At 65.2% G+C, this 16512-nt stretch carries 13 protein-coding genes; 12 read left to right on the forward strand and 1 reads right to left on the reverse strand.

Annotated elements, in window-relative coordinates; all coding sequences use genetic code 11:
- The first annotated feature begins 30 nt into the window (after positions 1-30).
- From AC6EKW_RS14370 to hflX, 12 genes are all read left to right on the forward strand, one after another.
- Positions 31-2091 carry a polyribonucleotide nucleotidyltransferase gene (locus tag AC6EKW_RS14370; protein ID WP_498514759.1) on the forward strand — a complete coding sequence of 687 codons (2061 nt, stop codon included), beginning with the start codon at positions 31-33 and terminating at the stop codon, positions 2089-2091.
- 4 nt (positions 2092-2095) lie between these two features.
- Entirely contained in the window at positions 2096-3373 is a 1278-nt protein-coding gene (locus AC6EKW_RS14375) for a M16 family metallopeptidase (RefSeq protein ID WP_498514760.1), read from the forward strand.
- Between the two features lie 76 nt (positions 3374-3449).
- The gene (locus AC6EKW_RS14380) at positions 3450-5078 is read left to right on the forward strand and encodes a ribonuclease J (RefSeq protein WP_273889118.1); all 1629 of its coding nucleotides are present in this window, start codon (positions 3450-3452) and stop codon (positions 5076-5078) included.
- A gap of 204 nt (positions 5079-5282) precedes the next feature.
- A complete protein-coding gene (locus AC6EKW_RS14385) occupies positions 5283-7397 on the forward strand; it encodes a DNA translocase FtsK (protein ID WP_498514761.1) in 2115 nt (704 codons plus the stop codon).
- Between the two features lie 30 nt (positions 7398-7427).
- Positions 7428-8294 carry a helix-turn-helix domain-containing protein gene (locus AC6EKW_RS14390; protein WP_498514762.1) on the forward strand — a complete coding sequence of 289 codons (867 nt, stop codon included), beginning with the start codon at positions 7428-7430 and terminating at the stop codon, positions 8292-8294.
- Positions 8295-8338: 44 nt separating this feature from the next.
- Positions 8339-9412: a recombinase RecA gene (recA, locus tag AC6EKW_RS14395; RefSeq protein WP_420542096.1), complete on the forward strand. Its 1074-nt coding sequence runs from the start codon at positions 8339-8341 to the stop codon at positions 9410-9412.
- Between the two features lie 12 nt (positions 9413-9424).
- Positions 9425-10021 (forward strand): regulatory protein RecX, encoded by a 597-nt coding sequence (locus AC6EKW_RS14400; RefSeq protein WP_498514769.1) that lies wholly within the window; start codon positions 9425-9427, stop codon positions 10019-10021.
- A 95-nt stretch (positions 10022-10116) separates the two neighbouring features.
- Complete coding sequence (gene rny, locus AC6EKW_RS14405; protein WP_273889076.1) at positions 10117-11661, forward strand: ribonuclease Y; 1545 nt, start codon at positions 10117-10119, stop codon at positions 11659-11661.
- Positions 11662-11676: 15 nt separating this feature from the next.
- Entirely contained in the window at positions 11677-12615 is a 939-nt protein-coding gene (locus AC6EKW_RS14410; protein ID WP_498514763.1) for an ATP-binding protein, read from the forward strand.
- Positions 12608-13897 carry a tRNA (N6-isopentenyl adenosine(37)-C2)-methylthiotransferase MiaB gene (gene miaB, locus AC6EKW_RS14415; RefSeq protein ID WP_498514764.1) on the forward strand — a complete coding sequence of 430 codons (1290 nt, stop codon included), beginning with the start codon at positions 12608-12610 and terminating at the stop codon, positions 13895-13897. Before AC6EKW_RS14410 ends, miaB begins: the two co-directional genes overlap by 8 nt.
- Positions 13881-14732: a hypothetical protein gene (locus AC6EKW_RS14420; RefSeq protein ID WP_498514765.1), complete on the forward strand. Its 852-nt coding sequence runs from the start codon at positions 13881-13883 to the stop codon at positions 14730-14732. Before miaB ends, AC6EKW_RS14420 begins: the two co-directional genes overlap by 17 nt.
- Entirely contained in the window at positions 14717-15940 is a 1224-nt protein-coding gene (hflX, locus tag AC6EKW_RS14425) for a GTPase HflX (RefSeq protein ID WP_498514766.1), read from the forward strand. The genes AC6EKW_RS14420 and hflX overlap by 16 nt, the downstream gene beginning before the upstream one ends.
- A 33-nt stretch (positions 15941-15973) precedes the next feature.
- Here hflX and AC6EKW_RS14430 read toward each other — a convergent pair whose 3' ends face one another.
- A complete protein-coding gene (locus AC6EKW_RS14430; protein ID WP_498514767.1) occupies positions 15974-16399 on the reverse strand; it encodes a hypothetical protein in 426 nt (141 codons plus the stop codon).
- Between the last annotated feature and the right edge of the window lie 113 nt (positions 16400-16512).

Consider the following 16512-nt stretch of genomic DNA (forward strand, 5'->3'; position numbering starts at 1 on the left):
CCACACCGGCAAAGAGGAGAATAAGTGAATATGCGTCTAGAGATACCGGTCGGCGACAGGGCGCTGGTGCTCGAGACCGGCAAGCTCGCCCGTCAGGCTGGCGGTGCGGTGACGGCCAGGCTGGGGGACACCATGGTTCTCTCGACCGCCACCCGCTCCAGGGAACCGAGGGCCGGGGTCAGCTTCCTGCCGCTCTCGGTAGACATAGAGGAGAGGATGTCCTCCGCGGGGAAGATCCCCGGAGGGTTCATAAAGCGAGAGGGGAGACCTTCGGAGAAGGCCATCCTCACCGCCAGGCTCACGGACCGGCCGCTGAGGCCCCTCTTCCCGAAGGGGTACAACTACGAGGTCCAGGTCATAAGCACCGTACTCGCCGCCGACCAGATAACGCCGTACGATACGGTGAGCATGGTCGGGGCTTCGGCCGCGCTTGCGATATCCGACATCCCGCTCGAGCAGGTGATAGGGGCCGTCAGGGTCGGGAGGAGCCTCGACGGTGAGTTCATCCTCAACCCCACCTACCAGCAGCTCGCGGAGAGCGACCTCGACCTGGTGGTCGCGGGCACGCGCGAGGCCATAACGATGGTCGAGGCCGGGGCGAACGAGGTCACCGAGGACGTCATCGTCGAGGCCATGCTCTTCGCCCAGGAGGCGATCCGCGCTCAGGCCGAGGCCATAGAGAACTTCGCCCGCGAGGTCGGAAAGCCAAAGCAGGAGTTCGAGGCGCCGGAGGAGAACCCCTTCGTCGCCGAGCTGCGGGAGCGGTACCTCGATCGGATCAAAGACTCCATCGTCACCACCGACCGCCGGGCGCGCAACGAGGCGCTGGACGAGCTGGTCGAGGAGCTCATCGAGGGCAAAGAGGAAGAGGAAGCCCAGAAGATAGCCGAGGCCGTCCACGAGCTGGAGAAGGAGGCCTTCAGGAAGCTCTACCTCGAGGATCGCAAGCGCACCGACCTCAGGGCGTTCGACGAGATAAGGCCGACCACGGCCGAGATAGGGGTCCTTCCCAGGGTGCACGGGACGGGGCTCTTCACCCGGGGGGAGACGCAGGTCCTCTCCTCGCTCGCGCTGGCCGATCTCGGGTACGTGCAGCGGCTCGACACCCTGGAGCCGCAGACGACCAAGCGCTACATGCACCACTACAGCTTCCCGCCCTACTGTACCGGCGAGACCGGCAGGCTCGGGGCGCCCAGGCGGCGTGAGATCGGACACGGTGCCCTCGCGGAGAGGGCGCTTCTGCCGGTGATCCCCTCCGAAGAGGAGTTCCCGTACGCGATCAGGATAATCTCCGACGTGCTCGAGTCCAACGGCTCCTCCTCGATGGCGAGCGTCTGCGGCTCGACGCTCTCGCTGATGGACGGCGGCGTCCCGATAAAGGCACCGGTGGCCGGGGTCGCGATGGGTCTGGTGAAGGAGGGCGACGACTACGTCATCCTCACGGACATCCAGGGGCTCGAGGATCACCTGGGGGACATGGACTTCAAGGTCGCCGGCACCCGCGACGGGGTGACCGCGCTGCAGATGGACATGAAGATCACCGGCGTCTCGGCCGAACTTCTCAGGGAGGCGCTCGAGCAGGCGAAGAAGGGGCGGCTGGAGATCCTGGACATCATCCAGCGGACCATCCCCGAGCCGCGGCCGGAGGTCTCCGAGTACGCGCCGCGGGTCGAGAAGATCGAGATACCGACGGACAAGATCGGGATAGTCATCGGCCCCGGCGGGAAGGTCGTCAACGCGCTGCAGGACGAGTACGGGGTTTCGATCTCGATCGAGGACAACGGGACCGTCTATGTGGCCGGGCTGGACGGCAAGTCCGTGAAGGGGGCCATCTCGGCCATACGGGGCATGACCAAGGAGGTCGAGGCCGGGGATATCTACACCGGCCGGGTCGTCAAGACGACCAACTTCGGGGCGTTCGTCGAGCTGACGCCCGGGCGGGACGGGCTGGTGCACATCTCGCGGCTCGCGCCGGGCAAGAAGCGCATCGAGAGAGTCGAAGACGTCGTCAACGAGGGGGACATGATAAAGGTGCGGGTGCTAGAGGTGGACAAGCAGAACCGCATCTCCCTCGAGAAGCTAGAGGACTAGCCCGATGCCGGACGAGAACGTAGTCGAGAGGGTGCTTCCGGGAGGCGTGAGGGTCTTCAGCGAGCCCCTGGAGGAGGCGCAGAGCATCGCGCTCGGCGTCTGGATCCGGGCCGGCAGCCGCGACGAGCCCGAGGAGGTCGCCGGCATAACCCACCTGATGGAGCACATGCTCTTCAAGGGCACCCCCTCGATGGACGCGCTGGGGATAGCCCAGGCCTTCGAGTCTATCGGCGCGCAGGAGAACGCGGCCACCAGCGAGGAGTACACGGTCCTCTACGCCCGCTTTTTGCCGGAGCACCTCGAGCGGGCGCTCGAGATCGTGAGCGAGATGGTCAGGGAACCGACCTTCGCGGACCTCGAGCGCGAGCGGGAGGTCATCGTCGAGGAGATCAAGATGTACGAGGACCGTCCGGACCAGATGGCCGACGAGTACCTCTCGTCGCTGATCTTCCACGGCGATCCGCTGGGCAGGCCGGTGATAGGCTCTGTCGAGACGGTGCGGGGGGTCGACCTCGACACCATCCGAACCTTCCACGAGCGCACGTACACCGCGCCGAACGTCTTCGTCGTGGGGGCGGGCAGGCTCGATCCGGACCGCTTCGCGGCGCTGGTCGAGGAGCGTCTGGGGGATCTTCCTCAGGGGACGCCCTTCGAGAGGGAAGCGCGGCCGGGCAGGCCCGAGAGCCGTTTCTTCTACCGGCACAAGGAGACCGAGCAGTACCACGTGGCGCTCGGGGCCAGGGGTGTTCCGGCCTCGAGCGAGGACCGCTACGCGATGGCGGCGCTCTCGAACGTGCTCGGAGGCGGGATGTCCAGCCGGCTCTTCCAGGAGGTCAGGGAGAAGCGCGGGCTGGCCTACGCCGTCTACGCCTACCACCACGGCTACTCGGACACCGGGGCGATGCGGATATACGTCGGATCGACGACGAAGAACGTCCGGGAGGCGGTCGAGGTGATCGCGCACGAGATAGGCCGAATACAGGAGGAGCCCGTCCCGGAGGACGAGCTCGAGAGGACGCGCCAGCAGCTCAAGAGCTCGACGCTTCTGGCGCTCGAGAGCACCTCGGCGCGGATGAACCGCGTCGGGCGCAGCGTCGTCACCGGTACCGAGCTCCTCTCTCCGGAGGAGATGGCCTCGCGCATAGAGGCCGTGACCGCGGATGACGTGCAGCGTCTGGCGAGGGAGTATCTGGATCTCGAGAAGATATATCTTGCGGCCGTGGGGCCGGAGGAGACCGATCTGGGTGAGTATCTGCAACCGGAGGGTGTGAGGAGAGGATGATACACACCCTGTGGAGACCAGGAAAAGGAGGAGGTAGTACGAGCTGCTAGACGAAAAGACTCTGCAGGTCATCCCCCTGGGAGGACTGGGGGAGATCGGCAAGAACATGACCGCCGTCCGGGGTGGTGGCGGCATCCTTCTCGTGGATGCCGGCATGGCTTTCCCGGACGAAGAGATGCCGGGCATAGACCTGGTGTTGCCGGACTTCACCTACCTCAGGCAGCATGCCGGGGAGATGAGGGCTGTGATCCTCACCCACGGGCACGAGGACCACGTCGGTTCCCTCCCGTATCTGCTGCGTGAGTTCGACGTCCCGGTCTTCGCCACCAAGCTCACGCTCGGGCTGGTCAGGAGCAAGCTGCAGGAGTTCGGGATAAAGCGGGCCGACCTGCGCGAGGTCTCCGCCGGGGAGAGCGTCTCGGTCGGCGGGTTCGAGGTCGAGTTCGTAAACGTCAACCACTCCATCCCGGACGCGGTGGCCGTCGCGATCCGCACAGGTGCCGGGCTCATCGTCTTCTCCGGCGACTACAAGATAGACCTCACCCCGATAGAGGGTGAACCCACGGATCTCGGGCGGCTCGCCGCGCTCGGCGAGGAGGGGGTGCTCGCCTATTTCGGGGACTCGACCAACAGCGAGCGTCCCGGTTACACGCCGTCGGAGAAGGTCGTGGGAGAGACCTTCCGGGAGGTTTTCGAGAAGGCGACCGGGAGGATCATCGTCGCCTCGTTCGCCTCGCACATCCATCGCATCCAGCAGGTGGTCGAGGCGGCGAAAGAGCACGAGCGGCTCGTCGCCGTCACCGGGCGCTCGATGGTACGCAACGTACAGATAGCCCGGGATCTGGGGTACCTCGATCTCCCATCGGAGATGATGGTCGACCAGCGGGAGATAGCCCGCATCCCCGACTCTGACCTGGTGGTTCTGACCACCGGCTCCCAGGGGGAGCCGATGGCGGCCCTCTCGCGCATCGCGAACGGCACCCACCGCACCATAGAGGCGGGTCGGGGGGATACGGTGGTCATCGCCGCGCACCCCATACCGGGCAACGAGCGGAGCGTCTCCAACACGATCAACAACCTGATGAAGCGTGGGGTCGAGGTGCTCTACAGCCCTCTGCAGCAGGTGCACGTCTCCGGGCACGCCGCCCGGGAGGAACAGAAGATCGTCCTTACGCTGTTGAAGCCGCGTTATCTGGTGCCGGTGCACGGTGAGTACCGTCATCTGATCCACCACGCGAACACCGCGGCGAGCCTCGGTATACCAGAGGAGAACATCTTCATCCTGGAGAACGGCGGCCGGCTCGAGTTCCGGGATGGTCTCGCTCGTAGGATCGAAAACGTCGCCGCCGGGATGTTCCTGGTCGATGGTGGTGGGCTCGCGAACACCGCGGACGGCGTCATGCGTGAGAGGCAGCAGCTCTCGGCGGACGGTATGTTCGTCGTCATAGCGCGTATCGATGCCCAGGGCGGTCAGCTTCTGGGAGACCCGGACGTGATCTCACGCGGGTTCGTCGCGACGCAGAGCTCCAACGGCCTGATGGAAGAAGCCGTGGAGAGGGTGCGCGGCACGCTCCAGGATACGGCCCGGCGCCACATCACCGACTGGGGAGAGCTGAAGAACGCCATACGCAAGGATCTCTCCAGCTTCCTCTTCGAGCGCACCCGCAAGCGACCCATGATCATCCCACTAATAGTTGAGGTGTAGGCTTTCTCTTCACCCTACATGGGGTGTATGTTCCGGAAGTGGCGGCCCGTAAGTTAAACTAGGGGAGTGGCTTCGAGAGGCCGTACATCGAGAAAGTCCTCCAAAAGGGGCTCCACCGGGCACGGAGGCGCTCGCGGGAGAAAGAAAGGCGGCAAAGGCCTCTCCCGCGGGCCGTCTTCGGTCCTCCTGCGCCCCTTCTCCGCCGTGCCGAGGGAGGCCTTCGGCCTCTTCCTCTTAAGCTGCGGGGTGTTCTTCACCGCGGCGTTCGTCACCGGGCGCGGTGCTTTGCTCGGGCGCGCCGGCCGGGTGGCCGTGACCTACCTGATGGGGGAGGTCGGGCTGGCCCTGGCTCCTCTGGTGGCGCTGGCGGGTGCGCTCTCTTTGATGAGGCGGCTCTCCCGCCGTCGGACGGCCGGGGTGACGCTCATCCTCCTGGCCACCGCGGCGGCGCTCGCCGCCAGAATCCCTGCCGCGGGGCGCTTCGATCCCGGGCTCTACTCCCGGAACGGAGGATTGGTCGGGAGCGCCCTCTACTCACTGGTCTACGGAGCGAGCGGTTTCGTGGGTGTGATCTTCTTCCTCGCCCTGCTCTACCTGGCGGGGTTCTACCTGATGTTCCCGGAGGTGGCCGTGTCTCTGCCCTCGGCCGTGGCGGGGCTTACGAAGCGGACCCGTCGATCTTTCGCGCTCCGGCGCCCGCGTATCGGGGGGGAGAGCGAGAGGGGGGACGATGAGAGCGCACGGGGGGTTCGCACCGCCGCCCCGGAGAAACCCGCGCCGGAAGTCCGGCGGGATGATACCGGGTTCGAGATAATACTCCCTGCCCGAAGCAAGGAGCCCTCCGCGCAGCTCGAAGAGTTGCCCGAGAGGGTGGCCGGCGATTACACCCCGCCACCGATCTCGCTCCTCGAACCCGGCAGCGGAGAGCCGGAGCACGACGCGGAGGGGACCAGCCGCCTCCTCACCCGGGCCCTCGCCGACCTCGGGGTCGAGGCGCAGGTAGTGCGGGCGGTCGTCGGACCGCGGGTCACCCGCTACGAGCTCAGGCTCGGCTCCGGCGTGAAGGTCGGCAAGATCAGCAACCTGCGCCAGGACATAGCCTACGCGCTGGCCGCCACCGAGATCAGGATACTCGCTCCCATCCCGGGCAAGAGCGCCGTCGGGGTGGAGGTGCCCAACCGCAGGCCCGCCACCGTCACCCTGGGGGACGTGTTCCAGGAGTACCCCGGCGCCAACGATTGGGCGCTGCCGGTGGGGCTCGGCAAGGACATCTCGGGTCGGGCGGTCTTCTTCGACCTCGCCGAGATGCCGCACCTGCTCGTCGCTGGCGCCACCGGCAGCGGGAAGAGCGTGATGCTCAGCGGGCTTCTTACCTCGCTCTTGCTCACGACCGACCCCCGACAGGTGAAGATGGTGCTCATAGACCCCAAGAGGGTCGAGTTCTCCCAGTTCGCGCGGGTTCCGCACCTGATCACGCCCGTCGTCACCGACGTGAAGAAGGCCTCCAACGCGCTCTCCTGGGCCGTGGCCGAGATGGAGCGCCGCTACGAGATACTCGAGGAGTTCGGGACCAGATCTCTCGATGGTTACAACAGCCGGGCCGAGAAGCAGCTCCCCTACGTCGTGGTGGTGATAGACGAGCTGGCCGACCTCATGATGAGCGCCGCTGCGAAGGTCGAGGACGCGGTCATAAGGCTCGCGCAGAAAGCCCGCGCGGTCGGCATACACCTCGTCGTGGCCACCCAGCGTCCCAGCGTCGACGTGATAACCGGGATGATAAAGTCCAACGTGCCGAGCAGGATCGCCTTCGCCGTCTCCAGCCAGGTCGACTCCCGCGTGATCCTCGACACCCCGGGCGCGGAGGCCCTCCTGGGGCGGGGTGACATGCTCTTCAAGCCCGTCACGGCCCTCAGGCCGTCGCGGGTGCAGGGCGCCTTCATCTCCGAGGCCGAGGTGGAGAGGGTCGTCTCCGCCTGCGCCGAACGTGCCTCCGCCCGCTACATCGAAGAGGTGACCCAGCCCACCGCATCGGAGCCGGAGGACGGGGAACCGGAAGACGAACTCCTTCCGGAGGCGGCGAACTTCGTCGTGACGACCCGCCAGGCCTCCGTCAGCGCGATCCAGCGCCGCTTCAGGGTGGGGTACTCGAGGGCGGGCCGGATAATAGACGCGCTGGAACGCAAAGGCGTCGTCGGGCCTTACGAAGGCTCCAAGAGCCGGGCCGTGGTGGCTGGGGAGGCCGATCTCCCGACGATCTTCGGTGGAGAGCCGGAGGGTGACCGTGAAGTCGAGGGAGAGGAAAAGGGCGCCGAAGGCTGATGGAAACTCCTGTGATATTCTTTGGATGAGATGAGCGGATGGGAGCGCGGGTCTTCCGGGGCCCGAGACGGGGCAGGCATCGGGGAGGAGCTGAGACGTGCCCGTGAGGAGCTGGGCCTCTCGCTGGAGGATGTCGAGCGGGCGACGAAGATCCGCCGCCGTTACCTGGAGGGAATCGAGCGGGAGGACTACGGGGTCATGCCTGCTCCGGTCTACGTGCGGGGGTTCGTGAGGACCTACGCCGACCATCTCGGTCTGGACGGCGAGGAGTACGCGCGCAGGATGCGTGAGTATCAAGCAGCGCATCAGGGTGAGGGTGAGGACGATCCAATCCTGTCCGGCGAGGTTTCGGTGGAGCATCCCGCTCCACCCCTGGTTTCTTCCGAAGGGATCAGGGAAGCCGAGAGGGGGAGGCGTTTCTCCGGCACCTCCGTGGCCCTTCCGATCTTCGCCGTCGTGTTGCTCTTCGCCGTCGTCGCCGCTTTTTACTACATAGGTAAGGCTTCTTACTCGCCGGGAGCCTCCGGAGGGCAGGGTGGTGGGGGAGCGGCGAATCCCGCCAAGCAACAGCAGAACGCTTCTCGCTCCGGCCAGGGTGGCAAACAGCCCGCCGGAGGGAGCAGCGGGGAGGTGACGACCCGGGCGCTCGAGGCCAGGCTCGACGTCTCCGGAGGGCCTTCCTGGCTGGAGATAAAGAGCGATGGCAAGGTGGTCTTCGTCCAGACGGTCGAGCCCGGTTTTTCCAGGACGTTTACGGCCCGGCACGAGATCAGCATAACCAGCGGCAACGCCGGGGCGGTGAAGGTCAGGATAAACGGTCAGAATTACGGGGCCCTCGGTGAGATGGGGCAGGTCCTCACCCGAACCTTCACGCTCAAGCAGGCGGGCTCTTCCTAGAGAAGGGATGGCGTCTTGGGAGGAGTCCGGGCGCCACGTATAATCTGTCGTGCACCCGAGAGACATCCTGGAGGACTTCTATATTGGACAAGACCAAAGCGATCGGCGCGGCCGTAGCACAGATAGAGCGCCAGTTTGGCAAGGGTTCGATCATGCGCATGGGGGATCGGGAGATGCAGCGCATCCCCTCGATCTCCACCGGGGCGCTCGCGCTGGACCTCGCGCTCGGTGTCGGTGGCGTGCCACGGGGGAGGATAGTGGAGATCTTCGGCCCGGAGTCGAGCGGGAAGACCACCCTCGCCCTGCACATCATAGCCGAGGCTCAGAAGGAGGGCGGCCTCGCCGCCTTCGTGGACGCCGAGCACGCCCTGGATCCCACCTACGCCGAAGCCATCGGCGTCAACCTCGACGACCTCTACTTCTCCCAGCCGGACAACGGCGAGCAGGCGCTGGAGATAGCAGATACCCTCGTCCGCTCCGGGGCACTCGACGTCCTCGTGGTCGATTCCGTCGCCGCCCTCGTACCTAGAGCTGAGATTGAGGGTGAGATGGGGGATTCCCACGTCGGGTTGCAGGCGCGTCTGATGAGCCAGGCGTTGAGGAAGCTCTCCGGTTCCCTGGCGCGTTCGGGCACCACTGCGGTGTTCATCAACCAGCTGCGCGAGAAGATCGGGGTGATGTTCGGTTCTCCGGAGACCACACCCGGCGGGCGCGCGCTGAAGTTCTACTCGAGCGTCAGGCTTGACATAAGGCGCATAGGTGCCCTGAAGGACGGCAACGAGACGGTGGGCAGCCAGACGCGGGTAAAGATAGTGAAGAACAAGGTGGCGCCGCCGTTCAAGACGGTTGAGTTCGACATCATGTACGGCGAGGGCATCTCGAAGGAGGGGAGCCTGCTCGACGTGGGCATCGAGCAGGGGGTCATACAGAAGTCCGGGGCCTGGTTCGCTTACGGTGAGGAGCGTCTCGGGCAGGGAAGGGAGAACGCGCGGAAGTTTCTCAAGGAGAACCCCGAGGTGCGTGAGCGGATCGTGGCGGATATCTACGGCAGGCTGGGGCTCGATCGTGCGAGGGGATCCTCCGGTTCGGAGGAGGACTCGTTCTCCGGCGGTGAGTGATCCTTGCCCCGGGTGACCGGGCTCGAGGTCGGGCGCAGGAGGGCCCTGGTTTATCTGGAGGGGGAGAGGTGGGGGGAGGTTTCGGCCGAGGCCGTGGTGCGCGAGGGGTTACGGGAGGGGGTCGAGGTTCGTCGGGAGCGGTTGATCGAGTACGAGCGGCCGCTGGCGATGGACCGGGCGCTGAGGTTGCTCGCCCACAGGGACCGTTCGCGGCTCGAGGTGGTCCGGAGGCTGAGGCGCTTCGGGCACCACGAGGAGGTGGTCGAGGACGTCGTCGAGGAGCTCGCGAAGATGGGGTATCTCGACGATGCCGATTTCGCGCGCAGGCTCGCTCGGGAGCGGGCCGGGAGAGGGTACGGCAGGCGAAGGGCCTTTTCCGACCTGCTCCGGCTCGGGGTGAGCCGGGAGACCGCCGAAGAAGCGATCGGCCGGGAATACGCGGAGGTATCCGAGCTGGAGGAGGCCCGCGTTCTCGCGGCGCGGCGCTATAATACTGGGGAGAGATCCGACGCCCTCGCGCGTCGGGTTCACGGTTTCCTGAGGCGGCGGGGGTATCCGGCTGAGGTTTGCGCCGAGGTGGCGCGGGAATATCTCGGCGACCCCCGCTGAGTGAGGCCACCGGGGACCTCTCTCGGAGCAAGTGTGTAGTCAAGACGGCTTGGAGCGGGTGACCGCCTCTCTGGCGGTCCCTTGGAGGACAATCTATGAACGTGTTAATGCCGATTCTGGGGCTGTTGATCGGCCTCATGGCCGGCATCGGCGCCGGCTACGTCTTCTGGCGGGCGCGCGAGCGCTCGCGGCGTGGTCGGGCCCGTGCCGAGGCCGCGGAGATCCTGCAGGAGGCGCGCAGGGAGGCCGAGAACATAAAGCGCGAGGCCACGCTTTCGGCCAAGGAGGCCTCGCTCCGGATCAAAGACGAAGTCGAGGCGGAGTTGCGGGAGCGGCGGGCCGAGCTATCGCGGCTGGAGGAGCGGCTTAACAACCGTGATGCCTCGCTCGATCGGCGGGAAGAGGAACTGGACGAGCGCAGGCGCGAGCTTTCGCGGCGCGACGAGGCGCTGGAGAGGAAGCGCCAGGAGCTCGCCGAGCGTGAGGCTGAGCAGCTGAAGGTTCTGGAGGAGATCTCCGGCCTGAGCAGGGGCGAGGCCGAGCGACGGCTGCTGAGCGGGCTCGAGGCGGAGCTCGAAGACAGGATGGGGAGGATGGTCCGGGATCGTACGCTCGAGGCCGAAGAGAGGGCCGAGATGGAGGCGCGCAGGATCATCTCGACCACGATGGAGCGGCTCGCTTCGGAGCTGACCTCCGAATCTACGGTGAAGACGGTCGCGCTGCCCTCGGACGACATGAAGGGGCGGATCATAGGTCGGGAGGGCCGCAACATACGCGCCTTCGAGGCGAACACCGGGGTCGACGTGATCATCGACGACACGCCGGAGACGGTCGTCATCTCCTGCTTCGACCCGGTGAGACGGGAGGTCGCCCGGGTCGCCATGGAGCGTCTGGTCGAGGACGGCAGGATCCACCCCGGCCGGATCGAGCAGGTCGTCGCCCGGGCCCGGAAGGACGTGGAGAAGGAGATGAGGAGCGCCGGCCGGCAGGCGATGTACGACGCGAAGGTGGGGGGCGGGATGCACGGTGACCTCGTGCGTCTTTTGGGGGCTCTCAAGTACCGCACCTCCTACGGTCAGAACGTGCTCGCCCACTCGGTCGAGGTGGCGAACCTCTGCGGCATGATGGCCCAGGAGCTGGGGGCCAACGTGAAGGTGGCACGCAGGGCGGGCCTGCTGCACGATATCGGGAAGGCGATGGACCACGAGGTCGAGGGGACCCACGCCCTCATAGGGGGCCGGTTCGCGAGGAAATGCGGCGAATCGGAGGAGGTGGTGCACGCGATCTCCGCGCATCACCACGAGATCGAGATGGAGAGCGTGGAGGACGTCCTCGTGGCCACTGCCGATGCGGTCTCGGCGGCGAGGCCCGGGGCCCGCAGGGAGTCGACCGAGACCTACCTGGAGAGGCTGCGCAACCTGGAGGACATCGCGCTCTCCCACCGGGGCGTGGACAAGGCCTACGCCATCCAGGCCGGGCGGGAGATCCGGGTGATGGTCCAGCCGGCGGAGGTGGACGACCGCATAGCCGCCAAGCTCGCCTACGATATCAGCCGCCAGATAGAGGCCGAACTGGAATACCCCGGGCAGATCAAGGTGACCGTCATCCGCGAGAGCCGGGTCTCGGAGGTCGCCCACTAAAAAGGGAGGCGGTCGTTGGATTCTCCCTACCGGGATCTCGGCGGCGGGTTCGCCCGGCTCGGCGGTCCGGAGGGCCACCGCCGGGCCCCCTCGCGCATCGACTCGGTCGAGGCCGTCCTGAGAGAGCTCGTGCGCAACGCACGCGACGCCGGAGCCCAAAACGTCTTCGTCGCCTCCACCCTCCGGGCCCGCCGCTACCGGACCCTCGTCGTCATCGACGACGGCCGGGGGGTGCCGGAGCCTTACGCCGACCTGATCTTCGAGCCGGGCGTGACTTCCCGGCACCTCGACCCCGTCGCCACCGTCCCCGGAGAACCTCCTCACGGTTCCGGGCTCTCCCTCTACCACATAAGGGAGGCCGCCGTCGAGGCCCGCCTCGTCTCACATTCCTCCCCAACCTCTTTCTCCGTCACCCTGGATACCACCCACCTCCCCGAACGCTCCCTCCAGTCCGAGAGCAGACCATCCAGAGCCAACCTCATCGCCACGCTCCGCTCTTTCCTCCTCCATGCACCCTACCTGCACCTCCACTACGGAACCCCTTCAGCCATCCTCGCCTCCCTCTTGCAAAACCGCATAATACAGACCGGCAGGGATGGGAAGGACGGGAAGACGACCAAGGTACTGGAGGAGGCGCGCTCGCTCGGGTTGAGAGTCTCCCTGCGCACGGTTCAGAGGATCATGAGAGGAGAAGTAGAGCCTGCGCCCAGGGTATCGTGGGAGGAACCCGGGCGGAGAGGGAGGAGAAGAGGGAGGGGAGGAGAAGATCCGGAACCCCGTAATACTCTTCCTGAGGTGATCCTTGATCGGGAGGAGATGGAGAGACTGAGCGGCCTGCTCTCTGAGGCTGCCTCTGCCCGCTATGTTAGACTCGAGTCCATCGAGGCGGAGAGCCGGCCGGGTATCCTGACGCTGAAGGCGAGATTCTACGAGCCAGAGGATGAATATGAATAATACCAAGACGAACCCGACGAAGAACCAGACCCAAACGGCGTGCATAAGGACGTTCGGATGCCAGATGAACGTCCACGACTCCGACAGGATGCGCCGGATGCTAATCGAAGCAGGCTACGAAGAGGTCGAGCGGTACGAGGAAGCGGACCTCGTGATACTCAACACCTGCTACGTGAGGGAGAACGCGGTGGACAGGGTGAGGGGCCACCTGGGGGAGCTGAACAGGCTCAAGAGGGAAGGGAAAGTGAAGAAGGTGGCGCTCACGGGTTGCATAGGGGCTGCGGAGGAGGGCGGAGAGCTAAAAGAGCAGTACGGCATAGACCTCGTCCTAGGTACCCACAACACCTACGAGCTCGCCAGCTTCATAGGGCTGCCCAACATGGAGGAGACCTTCACGCCGGACCTGCCGGGGATGAAAGGGCAGCACAGCGCGTTCGTCACCATAATGACCGGCTGCAACTACCAGTGCAGCTACTGCATCGTCCCGACGGTGAGGGGAAGGATGATCTGCAGGCCGCTGGAGAACGTGCTCGGAGAGGTCGAAGAGCTGGTGGAGAGCGGGACGAAGTACATAACCCTCCTCGGGCAGACGGTGGATGCCTGGAGGCAGAAGGGGCTAAGGTTCTGCGATCTGCTGGAGCGGGTCTCCGAGATCGCACCCAGGGTATGGTTCACGACCAGCCACCCATCGAACATGGAGGACAGGACGCTGGAGCTGATCGGCAGGAAGGACAACATAGTGAAGAGGCTCCACCTGCCGGTCCAGTCGGGGTCGGACCGGATGCTGAAGATGATGCACAGAGGGTACAAGGCAGAGAGGTACAGGAGGAAGATAGAGGTCTTCAGGGAGAACGTCCCGGACGGTACGCTCTCCACGGACATAATAGTCGGGCACCCGGGAGAGACGGAGGAAGACCATCAGAGGACGCTCGAGCTGGTCGAAGACTGCGGCTTCGACGCAGCCTACATCTTCAAGTTCTCGCCGAGGAGGGGCACGGAGGCCGCGGAGATGCCGGGCAGGGTGCCGGAAGAAGTGGTACAGAGGAGGTTCCTCGAAATACTCCGGGCGGTCGAGGGCAACGCGCTCAAGAGGAACAGAGAGAAGATAGGAGCGGAAGAAGAGATCTACATCCGGCATCCCAGGGGAGAGGATGGTATCGCGATAGGAGAGACCTGGAGCGGACACGCCGTGCACGTCGAGACCGACGCCTCACCCGGAGAGTACGTAAGGGCGAGGGTGAACTCCGCCGGACCGCACGTCCTGTATGCAGAGGAGATCTGAGGGAAGAAAAAAGGCGATAGCCGTATGCGGTCCCACGGCGAGCGGGAAGAGCGACCTCGCGGATCACCTGGCGGGCATGCTCTCCACCAACGCCACGGTCGTGGACTCGATGCAGGTCTACCGGGAGATACCGAGCATAACCAACCAGAGACGCCGGAGAGAGGCCAACCTGGTAGGAATCATCAGCGTGACCGAAGAGTGGAACGTGGCGCTGCACAGGGAGGCCGTCCGCAGGCTGGAACGAGAGCTGCCGCTCCTGGTGCTCGACGCGGGCACGGGCATGTACCTGAACGCCGTGCTGCTCGAGATCCAACTCTGGCCCAGGGTGGAGGAAGAACTGAGGAAGAGGGCCAGGGCGCTCGCCAGGGGATCCGAGAACGAGAGGAGGGAGACCAGAAAGATAGAGCTCTCGCTAATCGGGGCGAAGACCGAAGGCTCGATATGGGAGGGGGATCTCAGGTACGACACGACGCTCGTCTACCTCCGACCCGACAGGGAGATGCTGGACGAGATGATCGAACGCCGCTCGACGCGGATAGCCCGGGAAGGCCTCGAAGAGGCGGAGAAGATATACGACATGGTGAGGGGCGGCGAGCCGGTGAGCGAGCAGGTGATGGGGTCCATAGGAGTTCGGGAGTTGCTCGGGGTGGTGAAGGGTGAGATCCCCCGGGAGGAAGCCCGCCGGAGAATAGCGGCGAGAACGCGCCGGATGGCGAGGAGACAGATACGGTGGTTCGACAAACTGGCCCGGAGCCTGTCAGGGAAGGCGGAGGTCCTGGTGGCCGAAAGCGCCTCGGAGATGATGGGAAGGGCGGTACCATGGACGGGGACGTGAGGGCCGTCCTGGTCGGCGCCGGAGAGGACAGATACCTCGAGGAGCTGGCGAGCCTGGCGAGGACGCTCGGGGTGGAGGTTGTAGGCACCCTGGAACAGAGCCGGCGTGACCCCGTCGGATACCTCGGGAGCGGCAAACGCGCGGAGCTGAGGTCTCTTGTCGAGGAGAGCGACGCGGGGATGGTGATCACCGACGACGAGCTCAGCGCATCCCAGGCGAGGGCCCTCGAGAGGGACTGCGGGGCGAGCGTCGTGGACAGGACCGAGCTCATCATAAGGATATTCGAGGCCCACGCGAGGGACCGGGCGAGCAAGCTGGAGGTGGAGCTTGCGGACCTGGAGTACAGGCTCCCGAGGGTGAAGGGGAGGAACGGGGCGCTCAGCCGACTCGGAGGCGGCGTGGGCACTAGGGGACCCGGCGAGCAGCAGCTGGAGTACGACAGGAGGCTCATCCGCAACAGGATGAGGACCATACGCAGAAGGCTTGAGCAGGAACGAAGATCCAGAAGGGTGAGGAGGGAGTCCCGAGAGAGGCTCAGGATACCGTCCGTCTCGCTCGTGGGCTACACGAACGCCGGCAAGACGACGCTGCTGAACGCCCTGAGTTCCTCCGAAGGGTCCACCGCCGACAGGCTCTTCGAGACGCTCGAGACCTCCACCAGGATCGTGCGGGGAACCGAAGGGAACCCGGACATCCTGATGACGGACACGGTGGGCTTCATACGCAAGCTACCGACCCAGCTCGTACACTCCTTCGAGAGCACCCTCGAGGCGGCGGCGGACGCCGACGTGCTCGTCGTCTGCGCCGACGCGTCGAGCCCGTTCCTGGACGAGGAGGTAGCGGTCGTGAGAGAGACGCTCTCGGGCCTGGATCCCGCACCAGAGGAGGAAGATGTCATCCTGTGCCTCAACAAGATCGACCGCCTGAAACCGCACGAGATCAAAGCACTAAAGACCAAATATCCCTCCGCCACGCTCCTCAGCGCCCTGAGAAACCCCCGTGAACTCCTCGACCGGATATACTCCAGGCTCTCCGAGCGCATGGAGCGTCTCGAGCTCCTCATCCCACACTCCGACTACCAGATCGTCTCCACCCTCTACGAACGGGCGATCGTCCACTCCCAAAAGCCCCTCGAGGGAGGAACCCTCCTCGACGTCTCCATCCCAGACCAGATCCTGCCCCGCTACAGCCGCTACCGTATCGCCTGAATTTCCGATAAGTACGATTCTCGGAAATTGGATTCAGAAGAACTGGACGGTTCCTTCTATGGTGGGTGGAGCGGGCGGGAAAGGGAAATGGTTCAAGATGGCGTGGACGTGACCTGTCGTCGAGGAGCCGTGGAGCAGTGTGATCTCTGCGAGGGCCAGCTTGCCGTTGCGGTTCCAGGAGACGCTCCCCCTGCCGAACCCGCCGAAGACGGGGAGTGAGGAGCCGGAGAAGACGGCCCAGCCGCCACCGACGACCGAGCAGACGGTTCCTGGTTCGAAGAAGATCGGGGTGTAGTTTATCCAGCCGAGGAACCTCGTGGCGTCGAGACCCTCGCAGGCGGCGACGAAGACGGCACCGAACCTGCTCGTCTGGCTGAACGGGGTTCCTATGCCGGGGAAGATCTCCACGCCGTGCATCTCGAGCGTTTTATGCCGGAGTCTTTCGGGGATCCCTTTCAAACCGATCACCTCTCTCAAAAAGTAGTTCGTCGTGAACGCCCGAAAATCAGAGGATATACTGACCAAGACGGGCTATGGAGTACGATGCGAAAAAGGCCGCCGGGATCGGAGCG

The organism is Rubrobacter sp. M3-4 (genome assembly GCF_059772285.1).

Coding starts and splice junctions, on each gene's coding strand:
- AC6EKW_RS14370 (WP_498514759.1), top strand. CDS start 31: ATGCGTCTAGAGATACCGGTCGGCGACAGGGCGCTGGTGCTCGAGACC.
- AC6EKW_RS14375 (WP_498514760.1), top strand. CDS start 2,096: ATGCCGGACGAGAACGTAGTCGAGAGGGTGCTTCCGGGAGGCGTGAGG.
- AC6EKW_RS14390 (WP_498514762.1), top strand. CDS start 7,428: ATGAGCGGATGGGAGCGCGGGTCTTCCGGGGCCCGAGACGGGGCAGGC.
- rny (WP_273889076.1), top strand. CDS start 10,117: ATGAACGTGTTAATGCCGATTCTGGGGCTGTTGATCGGCCTCATGGCC.
- miaB (WP_498514764.1), top strand. CDS start 12,608: ATGAATAATACCAAGACGAACCCGACGAAGAACCAGACCCAAACGGCG.
- AC6EKW_RS14420 (WP_498514765.1), top strand. CDS start 13,881: ATGCAGAGGAGATCTGAGGGAAGAAAAAAGGCGATAGCCGTATGCGGT.
- hflX (WP_498514766.1), top strand. CDS start 14,717: ATGGACGGGGACGTGAGGGCCGTCCTGGTCGGCGCCGGAGAGGACAGA.